Source organism: Pantoea sp. SGAir0175, from assembly GCF_043547855.1.
In genome coordinates this window covers 3076610-3092619 of record NZ_CP028081.1, presented here as the reverse complement: position 1 = coordinate 3092619, position 16010 = coordinate 3076610, and the positions used below count along the sequence as shown (strand labels likewise).

The 16010-nt window shown below is 58.9% G+C and carries 18 protein-coding genes and 1 other RNA gene; 10 read left to right on the top strand and 9 right to left on the bottom strand.

Features of this window, described 5'->3' with window-relative positions:
* Window positions 1-15: 15 nt before the first annotated feature.
* Together queC and C1N56_RS14570 are read right to left on the bottom strand one after the other, a co-directional pair.
* A complete protein-coding gene (gene queC, locus C1N56_RS14575; RefSeq protein ID WP_394516805.1) occupies window positions 16-711 on the bottom strand; it encodes a 7-cyano-7-deazaguanine synthase QueC in 696 nt (231 codons plus the stop codon).
* 26 nt (window positions 712-737) lie between these two features.
* Window positions 738-2453, bottom strand: a complete 1716-nt coding sequence (locus C1N56_RS14570) for an SgrR family transcriptional regulator (RefSeq protein WP_238561126.1) — start codon at window positions 2451-2453, stop codon at window positions 738-740.
* Between the two features lie 93 nt (window positions 2454-2546).
* Here C1N56_RS14570 and cof point away from each other — a divergent pair, with 93 nt between their 5' ends.
* The gene (cof, locus tag C1N56_RS14565) at window positions 2547-3368 is read left to right on the top strand and encodes an HMP-PP phosphatase (protein WP_058757954.1); all 822 of its coding nucleotides are present in this window, start codon (window positions 2547-2549) and stop codon (window positions 3366-3368) included.
* Window positions 3369-3402: 34 nt separating this feature from the next.
* Here cof and C1N56_RS14560 read toward each other — a convergent pair whose 3' ends face one another.
* Window positions 3403-4437 (bottom strand): PLP-dependent cysteine synthase family protein, encoded by a 1035-nt coding sequence (locus C1N56_RS14560; protein WP_058769393.1) that lies wholly within the window; start codon window positions 4435-4437, stop codon window positions 3403-3405.
* Window positions 4438-4552: 115 nt separating this feature from the next.
* Here C1N56_RS14560 and C1N56_RS14555 point away from each other — a divergent pair, with 115 nt between their 5' ends.
* The 5 genes from C1N56_RS14555 to amtB all read left to right on the top strand — a co-directional run bounded on the left by C1N56_RS14555 (window position 4553) and on the right by amtB (window position 10497).
* Window positions 4553-5014 carry an Lrp/AsnC family transcriptional regulator gene (locus tag C1N56_RS14555; protein WP_021507196.1) on the top strand — a complete coding sequence of 154 codons (462 nt, stop codon included), beginning with the start codon at window positions 4553-4555 and terminating at the stop codon, window positions 5012-5014.
* 24 nt (window positions 5015-5038) lie between these two features.
* Window positions 5039-6808 carry a SmdA family multidrug ABC transporter permease/ATP-binding protein gene (locus C1N56_RS14550; protein ID WP_166719926.1) on the top strand — a complete coding sequence of 590 codons (1770 nt, stop codon included), beginning with the start codon at window positions 5039-5041 and terminating at the stop codon, window positions 6806-6808.
* Complete coding sequence (locus tag C1N56_RS14545; protein WP_394516804.1) at window positions 6801-8576, top strand: SmdB family multidrug efflux ABC transporter permease/ATP-binding protein; 1776 nt, start codon at window positions 6801-6803, stop codon at window positions 8574-8576. The genes C1N56_RS14550 and C1N56_RS14545 overlap by 8 nt, the downstream gene beginning before the upstream one ends.
* 259 nt (window positions 8577-8835) lie before the next feature.
* The gene (gene glnK, locus C1N56_RS14540) at window positions 8836-9174 is read left to right on the top strand and encodes a P-II family nitrogen regulator (RefSeq protein WP_007886947.1); all 339 of its coding nucleotides are present in this window, start codon (window positions 8836-8838) and stop codon (window positions 9172-9174) included.
* A 33-nt stretch (window positions 9175-9207) separates the two neighbouring features.
* The gene (gene amtB / locus C1N56_RS14535) at window positions 9208-10497 is read left to right on the top strand and encodes an ammonium transporter AmtB (protein ID WP_058757951.1); all 1290 of its coding nucleotides are present in this window, start codon (window positions 9208-9210) and stop codon (window positions 10495-10497) included.
* A 72-nt stretch (window positions 10498-10569) separates the two neighbouring features.
* On the opposite strand, the gene tesB is transcribed toward amtB, so the two are convergent.
* Together tesB and C1N56_RS14525 are read right to left on the bottom strand one after the other, a co-directional pair.
* Window positions 10570-11433: an acyl-CoA thioesterase II gene (tesB, locus tag C1N56_RS14530; RefSeq protein ID WP_058757950.1), complete on the bottom strand. Its 864-nt coding sequence runs from the start codon at window positions 11431-11433 to the stop codon at window positions 10570-10572.
* Window positions 11430-11621, bottom strand: coding sequence for a hypothetical protein (locus C1N56_RS14525; RefSeq protein ID WP_136547754.1), 192 nt, complete (start codon window positions 11619-11621; stop codon window positions 11430-11432). Before C1N56_RS14525 ends, tesB begins: the two co-directional genes overlap by 4 nt.
* 15 nt (window positions 11622-11636) lie before the next feature.
* Here C1N56_RS14525 and C1N56_RS14520 point away from each other — a divergent pair, with 15 nt between their 5' ends.
* On the top strand, window positions 11637-12194 hold the full coding sequence (locus C1N56_RS14520; protein WP_021507201.1) for a YbaY family lipoprotein: 558 nt from the start codon (window positions 11637-11639) through the stop codon (window positions 12192-12194).
* Window positions 12195-12344: 150 nt separating this feature from the next.
* Here C1N56_RS14520 and C1N56_RS14515 read toward each other — a convergent pair whose 3' ends face one another.
* Window positions 12345-12656 (bottom strand): MGMT family protein, encoded by a 312-nt coding sequence (locus C1N56_RS14515; protein ID WP_021507202.1) that lies wholly within the window; start codon window positions 12654-12656, stop codon window positions 12345-12347.
* A 176-nt stretch (window positions 12657-12832) separates the two neighbouring features.
* On the opposite strand from C1N56_RS14515, the gene ffs reads away from it, so the two are divergent.
* An RNA gene (gene ffs / locus C1N56_RS14510) (signal recognition particle sRNA small type) lies at window positions 12833-12929 on the top strand.
* Between the two features lie 128 nt (window positions 12930-13057).
* Here the strand turns inward: ffs and C1N56_RS14505 are convergent.
* The 3 genes from C1N56_RS14505 to C1N56_RS14495 form a co-directional block, all read right to left on the bottom strand.
* A complete protein-coding gene (locus C1N56_RS14505) occupies window positions 13058-13276 on the bottom strand; it encodes an HHA domain-containing protein (protein WP_021507203.1) in 219 nt (72 codons plus the stop codon).
* Between the two features lie 24 nt (window positions 13277-13300).
* A complete protein-coding gene (gene tomB, locus C1N56_RS14500) occupies window positions 13301-13678 on the bottom strand; it encodes an Hha toxicity modulator TomB (protein ID WP_021313568.1) in 378 nt (125 codons plus the stop codon).
* A 145-nt stretch (window positions 13679-13823) separates the two neighbouring features.
* Entirely contained in the window at window positions 13824-14177 is a 354-nt protein-coding gene (locus C1N56_RS14495; protein ID WP_031279656.1) for a hypothetical protein, read from the bottom strand.
* 327 nt (window positions 14178-14504) lie between these two features.
* On the opposite strand from C1N56_RS14495, the gene C1N56_RS14490 reads away from it, so the two are divergent.
* The gene (locus C1N56_RS14490; protein WP_059012360.1) at window positions 14505-15161 is read left to right on the top strand and encodes a metal ABC transporter ATP-binding protein; all 657 of its coding nucleotides are present in this window, start codon (window positions 14505-14507) and stop codon (window positions 15159-15161) included.
* Window positions 15158-15997, top strand: coding sequence for a metal ABC transporter permease (locus tag C1N56_RS14485; RefSeq protein WP_021507206.1), 840 nt, complete (start codon window positions 15158-15160; stop codon window positions 15995-15997). The genes C1N56_RS14490 and C1N56_RS14485 overlap by 4 nt, the downstream gene beginning before the upstream one ends.
* The last annotated feature ends 13 nt before the right edge of the window (window positions 15998-16010 follow it).

Here is a 16010-nt window from a genome sequence, read left to right as displayed (position 1 = left end):
GCAGCGCGGCCGCAATCAGCGCAGGCCGCTTTTCTGTTTCATCGCCGCCATCACGCTGGCCGCATTGGCCTGGTAATCGGCCAGGCCACGTGCGCGCAGGTGGCAGGCCGCGCACTCACCACAGCCGTCGCCTTTGACGCCGTTGTAGCAGGTTAGCGTCTCGGCACGCACCAGCGGCAGCTGCTGCCAGTAATCTGCCAGCGCCCAGGTTTCCGCTTTATTCAGCCACATCAGCGGCGTTTCGAAACGCACTTCGCGCGCCATGCCGAGGCTGACAGCGTTGTTCAGCGCTTTGACAAACTCATCGCGGCAATCCGGATAGCCGGAAAAATCGGTTTCGCATACGCCGGTAATCACCGCTTCGGCTTCCACCTGATAAGCATAAATCGACGCCAGCGTCAGAAACAGGATATTGCGCCCCGGCACGAAGGTGCTGGGCAGGCCGCTGGCCTGTGGATTGTAGGCTGGCACCGGAATGTTATCGCGCGTCAGGCTGCTGACCGCCAGTTCATTGAGCAGCGTTACGTCCAGCACTTTGTGCGCCCGCGCGCCGAGCTGATGCGCCAGCTCTGCGGCGACGCTGATCTCTTCGCGATGGCGCTGACCATAATCAAAGGTCACGCAGTGCACTTCATCATACTGCTGCAGCGCCTGAATCAGACAGGTGGTGGAGTCTTGTCCGCCACTGAATACGACAACGGCTCGTTTCATGTTTTCTTCCCCATAAATCAGTGCGCCTATGGTACTGGCTCCGGCGCGGGCTGAACAGCACCGCCTGCGGCAGGCGGCGGGATCCAGGCGCGGGTGAAATCGAACCAGCCCATGCTGTTAAGCTGAATACCTTCGACGCCTGGCGGAGCAAACACCTGGTAGCGATAGTTAAACAGCGGCAGCAAATGGCCGTCGCGCATCAGCTGCTGGAACAGCTGATGAATCGCGGCGCTGCGCAGTGCCGGACTGGGCTGACGGGCGATAGCGTGCAGCGGTGCCTGCAGTACCGCCGGACGCAGCGGTTGCCAGGCCGCATCATTTTCCAGCCAGTTCACCAGGGTAAACTGCGGCGCATCACCAATCAGACGGTCGCCCATGATGATATCGGCGTCACTCAGATCGATGTCGTCGCGCCAGCTTTTGACGTCGTGAAATACGCAGGTGAGGGTACAGCCCTGTGCCGCCAGCAGCGGCACCAGCGCCTGCGCCATGACGTGCAGTTCGATGGGCAGGTGATAATGCAGCGTCAGCGTTGCGGGCAGTGCGCCATCCGGGCGGTGCGGGGCGGGCAGCGGCCAGCCGGGCAGCAGTTCTGCGGTTGGCGTAATTAAGCCTTCATCCAGCGGCAGCTGCTGAATAACGCCGCTGTGCTGAATCAGCGCGAGCAGCGTTTTGGCCTGCGCCTGGCTGAAGCGAGCCGAGAAACGCGGCGCCAGATAACAGAAACCGAGACTGATGCTGCGATCCACCGGCCGCAGCGTGTCCAGCTCGTCGGGATCGCCAATCGCGATCTGCACCGGATGGCGACAGCTGGTGCCCAGCCCGCGATCGAACAGCTGCGGCGTAATCCAGTATTCCACCACCTGAATCAGCGGACGCTGATGGTGCCAGCGCGCATGGCTCTCCAGCCGCACCAGCTCGCGGGTAAAGTGCGTCAGGCGCCACGGTCCGCTGCCGATATCGGCATGTTCCGGATGCGGCAGCAGGCAAAACTGATGCGCCAGCCGCTGCGGCAGCCAGTAATCGCTGGTGCGCAGCCGGATACGCAGCGCCAGCGGATGTGGCGCATCGATGTGTTCCACCGCCGCCAGCAGGCGGCCGCCCTGCGGCGTCTGCATGATACGTTGCAGCTGCTGGACCAGCTGTGCCGCCTGCACTGGTTCGTCGTTGTGCCAGCTGAGGAGTGGCCGCAGCCAGAAATACCATTCGCGGCCCTGTGCATCGTGCTGCCAGTGATGTGCCAGATCGCCCTCGACATCATCCGCGTTAAAGCGCGTCAGGCCGGAAAAAATCTGGCGTACCAGATGCTGCTCGGCGCGTCCGGTGAGCTGCAGCGGATCCAGCGCCTCCATCGCGCGATAATAGGGAATGCGCAGCACCGGCGCCTGATTCTGCCACTGGCCGCCCATCAGTGGGCGCAGCATTTTCACCAGCCGTTCAGGCGCGACATCCAGTACCTGCAGTGCCTGTACCGCTTCACCGGCTGCCAGCTGCTGGCTGAGCAATTGCTGACGCAGCTGTTCGGGAGAGAGCAGAAAGCGCAATTCGCCTTGTTTACCGCGTCCCGCCGCACCGTGCCACTGCAGCCAGCCCGCCTGCTGCCACTGCCGCAGCAGGGTGCGCACGTGGCGCTCGCTGCAAAAGCAGTGCTGCGCCATGGCCGCAACGCTGATGCGCTGCGCTTCGCCCTGGCTAAGCTGCCACAGGCGCTGAAACTGATTAACCCGATGAAGCTGTCGCATGATTAAACCCGGAACAGTTTTTTGAAAGTATTCACTATTAGTTCCGTAATTACCAGGCGATAGTAAACCCCTCATTCAGACCGGAGAGTTGCTATGGCCCGCCTCGCGGCATTTGATATGGACGGTACACTGCTGCTGCCTACCCACCGTTTAGGTGCGGAGACGCTGCAGAGCCTCAACGCCCTACACCAGCGTGGCGTTACACTGGCGTTTGCCACGGGGCGTCACCTGCTGGATATGCAGGCAGTACGCCAGCAGATCACCTTGCCCGCCTGGCTGATCACCGGTAACGGCACGCGCATTCACGATGTCGAGGGCAGGCAGCTGTACGGCTGTGATTTAGCGCCGTCGGTGGCGGAAGAGGTATTGCACAGTCACTGGCAAACCCCCGCGTCGATCCACATCTTCAATGACGAAGGCTGGTTTACCGATAAACCGCTCCCGGGATTGCTGGAAGCGCATGCGATGAGCGGGTTTCACTATCAGCTGCGTGATTTGCGCCGCATGCCGGCACATGAAGTCACCAAGATCTGCTTTATCGCGCCGTATGAGATGCTGCTGGCGCTGAAGATTGAACTGCAACAGGCGCTCGGCGATCGCGCCAGCCTGTGCTTCTCCGCCAGGGAGTGTCTGGAAGTTTTACCGGTGGATTGCCACAAAGGCGCCGCGCTGGCGCGGCTGTGCCAGCATCTGTCGCTGTCGCTGGCGGATTGCATGGCATTTGGCGATGCGATGAACGACCGCGAAATGCTGGAGCGCGTCGGGCGCGGTTTTATCATGGGCAACGCCATGCATCAGCTGAAAACCTCGCTGCCCCATTTACCGATTATTGGCCATTGCGAGACACAGGCAGTGTCTCACTACTTAAATCACTGGATGACCACACCACACCTCGATTATTCCCCCGAATGCTGAGGCTTACAGTGAACCGGACAGGATGTCCGGTTTTTTATTGCAGCTCGCGCTGCCACGCCTGAATATCGCCGATCTGCTCAGCGACCCACTGCGGATTGTAATAGGTATCCGGATAGCGCTCGCCGCTGTCACACAGCAGCGTCACCAGCGCGGCGGATTGCCCCTGCGCGCGCAGCCGTTTTGCCACCTGCAGCATGCCCCAGAAATTGGTGCCGGTAGAGGCACCCGGACGCCGGCCGAGAATCTGCTCCAGCCTTAACATGGCCGCCACGGTGGCGCCATCGGGCACTTTCATCATTTCGTCAATCACATCCGGTAAAAACGACGGCTCAACGCGCGGGCGACCAATCCCCTCAATCAGGCTGCCACGCTCGCTGCGCAGCCTACGATCGCGGCTGTGCCAGTAATCGAAAAACACCGAGTGCTGCGGATCGACCACCAGCAGGCGCGTGTCGTGGCCCTGATAGCGGATGTAGCGCCCCAGCGTAGCCGAGGTGCCGCCGGTGCCGGCGCTCATGATCAGGGTGTGTGGCACCGGGAAAGGTTCATGCGCCATCTGGCGGAAAATGCTTTCGGCAATATTGTTGTTGCCGCGCCAGTCGGTAGCGCGTTCGGCATAGGTAAACTGGTCCATAAAATGGCCGTTGAGTTCACGCGCCAGACGCTCGGATTCGCTGTACAGCTGGCACGGATCGGCGACGAAGTGGCACTCCCCGCCGTAAAAGCGGATCAGCTCGATTTTGCGCCGCGCAGTGCTGGCTGGCATCACGGCGATAAACGGCAGGCCGAGCAGACGGGCAAAATAGGCTTCCGACACCGCGGTGCTGCCGGAGGAGGCTTCGATGATCGGCGTGTTTTCTCCAATCCAGCCATTGGCCAGACCATAGAGAAACAGCGAACGCGCCAGGCGATGTTTCAGGCTGCCGCTTGGATGGGTGCTTTCATCCTTAAGATAAAAGCGAATGCCGGGGAAATCGTCCAGCGTAAAACGGATCAGGTGCGTATCAGCGGAGCGCTGAAAGTCGGCGTTAATTTCATTGATAGCGTGGCGAACCCAGGGCGTTTGCATGGTGCGATTCCTGCAGCGAGATTGCGCTCAGTGTAAGGCACTGGCAGGAAAAAGAGGTTGCTAAAAGTTGGTTATAATCGGCAAATAAGAGAAAATTTTTCTCCTGAGGTGGCGAATGCTAGATAAAACTGACCGCACACTGCTGGCGCTGCTGCAAAAAGACTGCACGCTGTCGCTGCAGGCGCTGGCCGATGCGGTGAATCTCACCACCACGCCGTGCTGGAAACGCCTGAAAAAGCTGGAAGATGATGGCATTATTCGGGCGCGCGTCGCGTTGCTGGATGGTGAAAAGCTCGGCCTGTCGCTCACCGCCTTTATGCTGATCAAAACCCAGCAGCACAGCAGCGACTGGTTTCAGCAGTTTGTCGCGGTGGTACAGCAGATGCCGGAAGTGATGGCCTTTTACCGCATGGCGGGTGAGTACGACTACCTGCTGCGCATTCAGGTGGCCGATATGAAGAGCTACGACGCGTTTTACAAGCGTCTGGTTAACGGCGTGCCGGGGCTGATTGACGTCACCTCCAGCTTCGCTATGGAAGAGATTAAATACACCACCGCCTTGCCGGTAGCGCCCTGAACGGGCATTACAAGAGATTGTTTTGTGCGATTATTCAGCCAGTTAAGTTGGTATTTTTTGCGCGAGTGGCGGCGCTATCTGGGCGCCATCAGCTTGCTGATTATCATTGCGCTGCTGCAGCTGCTGCCTCCGCATCTGGTCGGCGTGATTGTCGACGGCGTGACCCAGCACAGCCTGACGCGCGGCGAAATTTTTCTGTGGATCGGCGTGATGCTGGTGACCGCAGTGATTGTCTATTTGCTGCGCTACGTCTGGCGCGTGCTGTTGTTCGGCGCCTCTTACCAGCTGGCGGTGGAGCTGCGCGAAGACTTTTACCGCCAGCTTAGCCGCCAGCATCCGGCGTTTTACCTGCGCCACCGTACCGGCGATCTGATCGCGCGCGCGACTAACGATGTCGATCGCGTGGTGTTTGCCGCGGGTGAAGGGGTGCTGACGCTGGTGGATTCGCTGGTGATGGGGCTGGTCGTGCTGGCGGTAATGAGCGTGCAGATCAGCTGGGAGCTGACGCTGCTGGCGCTGATTCCTATGCCGATTATGGCGCTGGTGATCCAGAAAGACGGCGCGCGCCTGCATCAGCGCTTCAAAGTGGCGCAGGCGGCGTTCTCCAGCCTGAACGATCAAACGCAGGAGAGTCTGACCAGCATCCGCATGATCAAAGCCTTTGGCCTGGAAGATCATCAGTCGAGCCAGTTTGCGGATATCGCCAGCGACACCGGCCGCAAAAATCTGCACGTGGCGCGCGTCGATGCGCGCTTCGATCCCATCATTTATATCGCCGTGGGCTTTTCGAATCTGCTGGCGATTGGCGGTGGCGGCTGGATGGTGTGGCACGGTTCACTGACGCTCGGGCAGCTCACCAGCTTCGTCATGTACTTAGGGCTGATGATTTGGCCGATGCTGGCGCTGGCGTGGATGATTAACATCGTCGAGCGCGGCAGCGCGGCGTGGAGCCGTATTGGTGCGCTGCTGGCGGAAGCGCCTGCGGTTGAGGATGGTCAGCAGCCACTGCCGGCGGAAGCGGGCGTGCTGCAGGTGGCGATCCGCGCCTTCCACTATCCGGCGAGCAGCGCGCCGGTGCTGAGCGACGTGCATTTCCAGTTACAGCCCGGGCAGATGCTTGGGCTGTGCGGGCCTACCGGCTGCGGCAAAAGCACGCTGCTGAGCCTGATTCAGCGCCATTTTGATATCGATCAGGGCGAGATTTGCTATCACGCCATTCCGCTACCGCAACTGCGGCTGGACAGCTGGCGCAGCCGGCTGGCGGTGGTCAGTCAGACGCCGTTCCTGTTTTCCGATACCGTTGCGAATAACCTGGCGCTAGGCCGCCCGGAGGCAACGCAGGAAGAGATCGAGCGCGTGGCGCAGATGGCCTGCGTGCACGATGACATACTGCGTCTGCCGCAGGGGTACGCTACCGAAGTGGGCGAGCGCGGCGTCATGCTCTCTGGCGGGCAGAAACAGCGCATCGCCATTGCGCGTGCGCTGTTGCTCAACGCGGAGATTCTGATCCTCGACGATGCGCTGTCGGCGGTTGATGGCCGTACCGAACATGAAATCCTGCATAACCTGCGCCTTTGGGGCAAAGGGCGCACGCTGATCATCAGCGCGCATCGGCTGTCAGCGCTGACCGAAGCCAGCGAGATTCTGGTATTGCAGCAGGGCGCAGTGGCACAGCGCGGCGATCACGATACGCTGGCGGCGCAGCCGGGCTGGTATCGTGATATGTATCGCTATCAGCAGCTGGAAGCCGCGCTGGATGAGGACGAGGCAGAACAGGGAGCCGACCATGGCTAAATCGCAACGCTTATGGCCAACGCTGAAACGCCTGCTGGCCTACGGTAAACCGTGGCGCAAATCGCTGTGGCTGGCCGTCGGCATGCTGTGGATCGCTGCCGCTGCCGAAGTCACCGGTCCGGTGCTGGTCAGCTATTTTATCGATAACCTGGTGGCAAAACACCAGATGCCGTGGGGCATCGTGGCCGCGCTGCTGGTGGGCTTTGTGCTGCTGCAGCTGCTGGCAGCGGGTCTGCACTATTTCCAGGCGCTGCTGTTTAACCGCGCGGCGATTGGTGTCGTGCAGCAACTGCGCGTCGACGTGATGAATGCGGCGCTGCGTCAGCCGCTCAGTGCCTTCGATACCCAGCCGGTGGGGCAGATTATCTCGCGCGTCACCAACGACACCGAAGTGATCAAAGATCTTTACGTCACGGTAGTAGCCACTGTGCTGCGCAGCGCTGCGCTGATTGGCGCGATGCTGGTGGCGATGTTTGCACTCGACTGGCGTATGGCGCTGGTGGCGCTGGTGATTTTCCCGCTGGTGTTAACGGTGATGCTGATCTATCAGCGCTACAGCACGCCGATTGCGCGCCGCGTACGTAGCTATCTGGCCGAAATCAATAATGGCTTCAACGAAGTGATTAACGGCATGAGTGTGATCCAGCAGTTTCGCCAGCAGGCGCGCTTTGGCGAGCGCATGGGCGAAGCCAGCCGATCGCACTATCTGGCGCGGATGGAGACGCTGCGGCTGGACGGCTTTCTGCTGCGTCCGCTGCTCAGCCTGTTTTCTGCACTGATTTTGTGCGGTCTGCTAATGCTGTTCAGCTTTGCCACGCCGGGCGTGTTTGAGGTTGGCGTGCTCTACGCCTTTATCACTTATCTTGGCCGCCTTAACGAGCCACTGATCGAGCTCACCACGCAGCAGTCAATGCTGCAGCAGGCGGTGGTGTCGGGCGAGCGTATTTTTGAACTGATGGATGCGGCGCAGCAGGACTACGGCAGTGACGCTCAGCCGCTGACTTCCGGGCGTATCACCCTGCGCGATGTCAGCTTTGCCTACCGCGACAACCGCGACGTGCTCAGCCATATCAACCTCGAAGTGCCGGCGCGCGGCTTCGTGGCACTGGTCGGCCATACCGGCAGCGGCAAAAGCACCTTAGCCAATCTGCTGATGGGCTACTATCCGGTGACGCGCGGTGGCATTGAGCTGGATGGCCGCCCGCTGCGCCAGCTGACGCACGATGCGCTGCGCGGCAGCGTGGCGATGGTGCAACAGGATCCGGTAGTACTGGCCGATACGCTATTGGCCAACGTGCGCCTGGGACGCGATATCAGCGAAGAGGACGTGTGGCGCGCGCTGGAGAAGGTGCAGCTGGCACCGCTGGCCCGCGCGATGCGCGACGGCATTCATACCCGGCTCGGTGAGCAGGGGAACACGCTGTCGGTCGGGCAGAAGCAGCTGCTGGCGCTGGCGCGCGTGCTGGTGTCGCTGCCGCAGATTCTGATCCTCGATGAGGCCACTGCCAATATCGACTCAGGCACCGAGCAGGCGATTCAGCAGGCGCTGCGCACGCTGCGCCAGCACAGCACGCTGGTGGTGATTGCTCACCGTCTTTCCACCATCACCGAAGCGGATCAGATTCTGGTGCTGCACCGTGGTCAGGTGGTCGAACGCGGTACGCACACCGAACTGCTGGCGCAGCAGGGCCGTTACTGGCAGATGTACCAGCTGCAGCAGGCCGGCGATGAACTCGCGGCGGGCATACCCGCAACGGCAGAGGGGTGATTTGCACCTTTTTTGCGCAGATTTATCGGAATGTTCTGTATTGATGCACTCCTTTGAGGCCGCAAGCACCAAAGGAGTGCAGTAAAGTCCCACCTTTCTGTTTTTCCGCATGAAAACCTTGCCCGTTACGCCATACCGGAGCGCGATACTCTGCGCCCGGCAGCCTTAGCGCCCACTTTTGCCATTTGTGGCACAGCCTTTGCTTAACTCTCTGCGTGTCCGCGAAGACTCACCTATTTTTATATCCGGAGGGGAACGTATGAAGCTGGTTACCGTGGTAATCAAACCATTTAAGCTGGAGGACGTGCGTGAAGCCTTATCCTCCATTGGCATTCAGGGCCTGACCGTGACCGAAGTGAAAGGCTTCGGTCGTCAGAAAGGCCATGCAGAACTGTACCGCGGTGCCGAGTACAGCGTTAACTTCCTGCCAAAAGTAAAAATCGATATTGCGATTGCGGACGATCAGCTGGATGAAGTGGTGGATGTGATCAGCAAAGCCGCGTACACCGGCAAAATTGGCGACGGCAAAATTTTCGTCGCGGAACTGCAGCGCGTGATTCGTATTCGTACCGGCGAGACCGACGAAGCAGCACTGTAACTGGGGCTCTGAATTGTGATGGGATGGAAAGAAATGAATAAAGTAATGACTAAGTTGGGCCTCACCAGCCTGGCGCTGTTACCGTCTCTTGCGATGGCAGCTGCGCCTGCCGTAGCGGATAAAGCCGATAACGCGTTTATGATGATTTGTACCGCGCTGGTACTGTTCATGACAATTCCCGGCATTGCCCTGTTTTACGGCGGCCTGATTCGCGGCAAAAACGTGCTGTCGATGCTGACGCAGGTCGCGGTGACGTTCGCGTTAGTGTGCGTACTGTGGATCGTCTACGGCTACTCGCTGGCGTTCAGCGAAGGCAACGCCTTCTTCGGTAACTTCCAGTGGGCAATGCTGAAAAATATCGAGCTGAAAGCGGTGATGGGCAGCTTCTATCAGTACATTCACGTGGCGTTCCAGGCTTCCTTCGCCTGTATCACCGTGGGGCTGATTGTTGGTTCGCTGGCTGAACGTATTCGCTTCTCGGCGGTACTGATTTTCGTACTGGTGTGGCTGACGCTGGCCTATCTGCCTATCGCACATATGGTGTGGGCTGGCGGCTTCCTGGCACAGGATGGCGCGCTGGACTTCGCTGGCGGTACCGTGGTGCACATCAACGCCGCCGTTGCGGGTCTGGTTGGTGCTTACCTGGTAGGCAAGCGTGCTGGCTTCGGTAAAGAAGCGTTCAAACCGCATAACCTGCCGATGGTGTTTACCGGTACCGCGATTCTGTACGTTGGCTGGTTCGGCTTCAACGCCGGCTCTGCGTCTTCCGCTAACGAAATCGCGGCGCTGGCCTTCCTGAATACCGTAGTGGCCACTGCGGGTGCCGTGCTGTCGTGGGTGTTCGGTGAGTGGGCGCTGCGCGGTAAGCCTTCACTGCTGGGTGCGTCTTCTGGCTTCATCGCCGGTCTGGTTGCCATCACGCCAGCCTGTGGTTATGTCGGCGTCGGCGGCGCACTGATTATCGGTCTGGCCGGTGGCCTGGCAGGTATCTGGGGTGTGACCACGCTGAAGAAATGGCTGCGCGTGGATGACCCGTGCGATGTATTTGGTGTGCACGGCGTGTGCGGCATCCTCGGTTGTGTCCTGACCGGCGTGTTTGCCTCCTCGTCACTGGGCGGCGTGGGCTACGCAGAAGGCGTGACTATGGGCCATCAGGTTTGGGTTCAGCTGTTCAGCTGTGGCCTGACCATCGTCTGGTCTGGCGTGGTTGCCTTCATCGGCTTCAAGCTGGCAGATATGATTGTTGGCCTGCGCGTACCGGAAGAACAGGAACGTGAAGGTCTGGATGTGAACAGCCACGGCGAGAACGCTTACAACCAGTAAGTGCCGGCTGGCAGAAGAGCAGTGCGCTATAACTATAATGATGAGGAAGGGGCGAGATAATCGCCCCTTTTTTTATGCTTCGCGCTGACGCATCACCCCTTCCTGCACCGTCGTCGCCACCAGCGTGCCGTCCTGGCTGAAGAACTCACCGCGCACGAAGCCGCGCGCGCCGGACGCTGAGGTGCTTACCACGCTGTACAGGAGCCACTCCGAGAGATCGAATGGACGGTGGAACCACATGGAGTGGTCAATCGTCGCCACCTGCATATCCGGCTCAAGGAAGCCTTTGCCATGCGGCTGCAGCGCGACCGGCAGAAAGTTGAGATCGGAAGCGTAGCCCAGCAGATATTGATGAATGCGGCGATCGTCCGGCAACTGGCCATTGGCACGCACCCAGACCTGGCGCAGCGGCTCATCAACGTGGCCTTTCAGCGGATTGTGGATCTGCACCGGACGGATATCCAGCGGGCGCTCGGCGAGGAATTTTTCTTTCAGCTTGAGCGGCAGGTGCGCAGCCAGTCGGTGGGCGAGATCCTGCTCGGAGGGCAGGTTATCGGGTCCCGGCACCTGCGGCATGCTGTTCTGATGCTCGAAGCCATTTTCCGGTGCCTGAAAGGAGGCGGTCATGTAGAAGATCGGCTGACCGTTTTGTACGGCGCTGACGCGGCGGGCGCTGAAGCTTTTGCCGTCGCGCAGGGTTTCCACATCGTAAATAATGGCTTTCTGGCTGTCGCCCGGGCGCAGAAAGTAGCTGTGGAAGGAGTGAATGATACGGGCTTCCGGCACGGTTTGTTTTGCCGCATACAGCGCCTGTCCCACCACCTGGCCGCCAAACACCTGGCGCAGGCCGAGATCTTCACTCTGGCCGCGAAACAGGCCCTCTTCCAGTTTTTCCAGATTCAATAAATTAAGCAGGTTGTGCAGTGCCTGGCTCATAACGGATTCCTCAGTGATGCCAATGGCGTCAGTGTGAAAGATCCGACCAGTTTGCGCAACGCTTTTACCCGGTTTTCAGCAGCATGGCGGGGCTTCAGGCGCAAAGGGGATTTTTGTGCCAGAATTAACAGCAATCGGCGGTGGAAAACCCAGCCAATAAATTTACCGCCGACAATCATAGTGTTCATAAGGAGACGACATCGATGAAACTCTGGCATGTAATTAGCGGTATGACACTGGCGGTGGCAATCACAGGCTGTGCCGATCACAGTAAACCCGTGCCGACACCAACTTTAGGCGCCAGCGTGGCCGGGCAGCCGTCGGCGATTGCCCAGCCGAACGTAAGCGGTTCCGTCTATATTCGCCAGCGTATTGCGCTGCCGCCGGATGCGGTGCTGACCGTGACGCTGGCCGATGCGTCACTGGCGGACGCGCCGTCCAAAGTGCTGTCACAGCGTGTGGTTCGCACCGAGGGCAAACAGGCACCGTTCCAGTTTGTGCTGCCCTTTAACCCGGCCGATATCCAGCCGAATGCACGCATTTTGCTGAGCGCAGCGATCACCATCGACGGCAAGCTGGCGTTTATTACCGATACGGTGAAACCGGTGATTAATCAGGGTGGAACGAAAGCGGAACTGCTGCTGGTACCGGTGACCAATATGGCGATGCCAACCCAGCCGGGCGCTGCTACCACCGTGCCTTCGACGTCGCCAACCCAGGTTACGCCGTCAGCCTCCGTGCCGGCACCAACCAGTCTGTAACACACCCATCGCGGCAGACAGGCTCACGGGCCCGCTGCCGTGAAGTAAAGCGTCACACGCCAGGGATGGCGTGTGCCGAGCGATCAGGGACGAGACAGCGGCTTTACGTAACGGCTGCGGGCTCGGGGGCCACATTTTGCACCGCTTGCATTAATACTCCCAGCGATACTTCGCCAGTTCAATTTCTCCTGCATCACTCACTTCAATACCTTCGGCTTCCAGTGCATCGCGCTGACGAAAAAGATCATCGCCCTGCAGCGAAATACGACCATGACGATTAATCACGCGGAACCACGGCAGTTTGCTGCCTGGCGGCAGGCGCCGCAGCACGCCGCCCACCTGACGTGCGGCACGCGGTGAACCAGCCAGCAGCGCGACATCGCCGTAGGTCGTCACTTTACCGGCAGGAATAGCGGCAACAATTTGCCAGACGCGCTCGGAAAAATTGCTCTGTTCACTCACTGACGCACCTCGTCTGCGGGAAAAGCGCCACTTTAGCATGCGATTGCGGCTATCAGCAGGGTTTTGCCGCCGGCCTGTTCAAGAAACCAACGGTTGCCCGGCCTGCGCTTGCAATTGCCAGGGGCTTCCCCGATAATGCCAGCGCTCTCAACATGAGAGCTCGTCAATGGGGGCCCTGTTGGTTCTCCCGCAACGCTAACTTGTGAACTCGGTCAGGTCCGGAAGGAAGCAGCCGCAGCAGGCGACGCGTGTGCCGGGATGTAGCTGGCAGGGCCTCCACCATTTCTGCCCATGCAAAATCCCTGCGCGCAATGCGGCACAGCACCGTATCGGCACTCCTTTGCCTGCCTGTCATCCGTGGAAATAAAGGTGAGTAACGAAACGACCTGCGGGGAGAAAACTTAGCGGACGTACTTCCAGACAGATCCGGGCACTTTGTCATAGAGCTTGTTCATGGTCAGCTCGGCCAGACGGTGATCGGCTGCGGAGTAGAATACCGCTAACTCATCATCGGGTAATTCATACTTGTTCTTTTCAATCACCCGTTCAAGGGTGTCAATTGAGCGACAACGACGCAGTCGCATCAAATAGTCTGTTTTGGTTAAGGCTGGGTTGCTCATAAATAAACCGATCTCACTCTGATGCTAAAAGGAATGGCTGGGTTGCTGGAGATAAGCGCACTCTTCGGCAAACAGATTAAATAAGCGTTTTGCTGAACGTTGCCACCGTTGAAGATCCTGCGTATTGATTCCATAGCTGCTAAACAGCATAAAGGTATCATCAAGATATTCATCGATTTGCGTAATCAGCGCTTCATCTTCAACATGCTTAATTTTGTAATTCATCGTGAAAGAGGCGATATGCTCAATCAAATCGTTGAGCTGTAAATTGCCTGGCGAAGTGGGATCATTAACCCAGCCGTGATGGCTGTCGGTTAGCGTCGCCATACTTTCGTCAAACAGGTTCTCACACAGAAATTTAAGCTGGGCAATATCATGCCGTTTCGGTGAGTATTCGTCCATCTTTTTCCCCTCCATAGCGAGCACAGTTACCGCGACGCGGCGAGATTTGGAAAAGCTACCAGGGAGCGATCACGAATAAAAAGAATTCAGCGACCTTTTAAATATAATCCACAATCATTAGTTTTGCTCACCCAATTACTAAATATTACAATTCGTCGCACGGTGACGGGCGGGTATTGTCTATCACCTCAAACACCAGCGCACCGGGCGTTGTCTGGAACATAACTTCTTCACGTTGGGTAAAGGTTTCATTTAAATCAAGGCAGGGATTAAATAAATCCCACGTGAAATCGTAAAGCATTTTAAATCGTTTGTGGCCGACGGGCTGAATGGAAATAATGGTAAAACTGTCCGGAACTAATTGCGCGTTTTGAGAATACCACTGTAAATCGCCGGCAAGGTCCTGGGCTATTTTGAGAATATTCCCCTGGATAATCTGGCGTAACTTGCCGCAATCATCCTCATTCACGTCAATATCACTATGAATAATAGACTGCATTCTGCATCCCGTAAAAAGCAAGGAGTGTTCTATCATTGGCTTTCAGCTCTGACATTGCAAGCTATTGGTAAACAGAAAGGGCGATTGCTGCGATGGGCGCTGGCTTGATGGCACAAATCGCCCAGGCATTTCGCCGCTGATCAATTTTTGAAACACTTTCGTCCGCGCGTCGCGATGATGCAATCAGGTAGTATATTGTTATGTTATAACATTTTGGTTGCCTGTCATGAATCACAGTGGATTACTTCTCTCGCTCGGCGGGCGCCTGCTGGTAGCGCTACTGCTGAGTAGCCTGCTGGCTCTAGCCATCGTCTGGGGCCTGCACCAATGATGCGTTTTCATCGTCTGCAGGGCGGCTATCAGGGCAGGGCGGTGACGCCGGTGGTGAATGGCGAACTGGCGGCCGGCAGTATGACGGCACTGGTCGGGGCCAACGGAACGGGCAAATCAACCTTGCTCAAAACTATCGCCGGACTGCTGCCGCCGGTGGCGGGACGCTGTGAACTGCAGCTGCCGCGAAAAGCGCTGGGCTGGTTGCCGCAGCGCAGCGAGCTGGACACCCGCTTCCCGCTCACCGTCTATGAGCTGGTGGCAATGGGCTGCTGGCCGCGCTGCGGCTGGTTCGGTGGCATCACGCGTGCGCTGCGCCGGGAGATTGATGCCGCGCTGGAGGCGGTGCAGATGCGCGACTTCGCCACTGCGCAGCCCGCGATGCTCTCCGGCGGGCAGTTGCAGCGCGTGCTGTTTGCGCGCCTGATGCTCCAGCGCAGCCAGCTCTGGCTGCTGGACGAACCCTTTAACGGCATTGATACGCCGACAATAACCTTACTGATGTCGATTCTCGAACAGCAGCAGCGGGCGGGCACCACGCTGCTGGTGGTGCTGCACGACAAGCTGCTGGTGGCGCGCCATTTTCGTGACGTGCTGTCGCTGGATGAGCGCGACAGTGCGCAGCAACCGCGGCTGTGTCGGGTGGCGTCATGACGTTACTCCAGCCGTTTATTGAGTTTGGTTTTATGCGTCGGGCGCTGGTGGCCTGCATGGCGCTGGCGATCAGTGCAACGCCGCTCGGCGTCTTTCTCTCGCTGCGCCGTATGAGCCTGGTGGGCGATGCGCTGTCCCATGCGGTACTGCCGGGCGCGGCCATCGGCTATCTGGTGTCCGGCCTGTCGCTGGTGGCGATGGGCATTGGCGGCCTGATTGCCGGGCTGGCGGTGGCGCTGCTGTCCGGTGCGGTCAGCCGTTACACCCATCTGAAGGAGGATGCCAGCTTTTCCGGCTTCTATCTGGGTTCGCTGGCGCTCGGTGTCACGCTGGTATCACTGCGCGGGTCCAGTGTCGATCTGCTGCACGTGTTGTTCGGCTCGCTGCTGGCGGTGGACAACGGCGCGATTGTGCTGGTTGGCAGCATCGCCGCGTTCACCCTGCTGATGCTGGCCGTGATCTTCCGGCCGCTGGTCATTGATGCCTTTGATCCTGATTTTCTGCGTGCGCAGGGGAAATGGAGCGCACCGCTGGTGCACGGTATTTTCCTCACGCTGGTGGTGCTGAATCTGGTGGCGGGTTTTCAGGTGCTCGGCACGCTGATGTCTGTTGGGCTGATGATGCTGCCCGCCACCAGCGCGCGCTTCTGGAGCCGTCACCTTACGCGCATGCTGGCGATTGCCATGCTGCTGGCGCTGATCGCCGCCTTTATCGGCCTGTTGCTCTCCTGGCACTATGCCCTGCCTGCCGGACCGGCGGTGGTACTGAGTGCGGCCGTACTGTTTTTGCTGTCTGTGTTGACAGGACCATGTGGCGGCCTGCTGCGCCGTCGATAATAAGATGACAAGG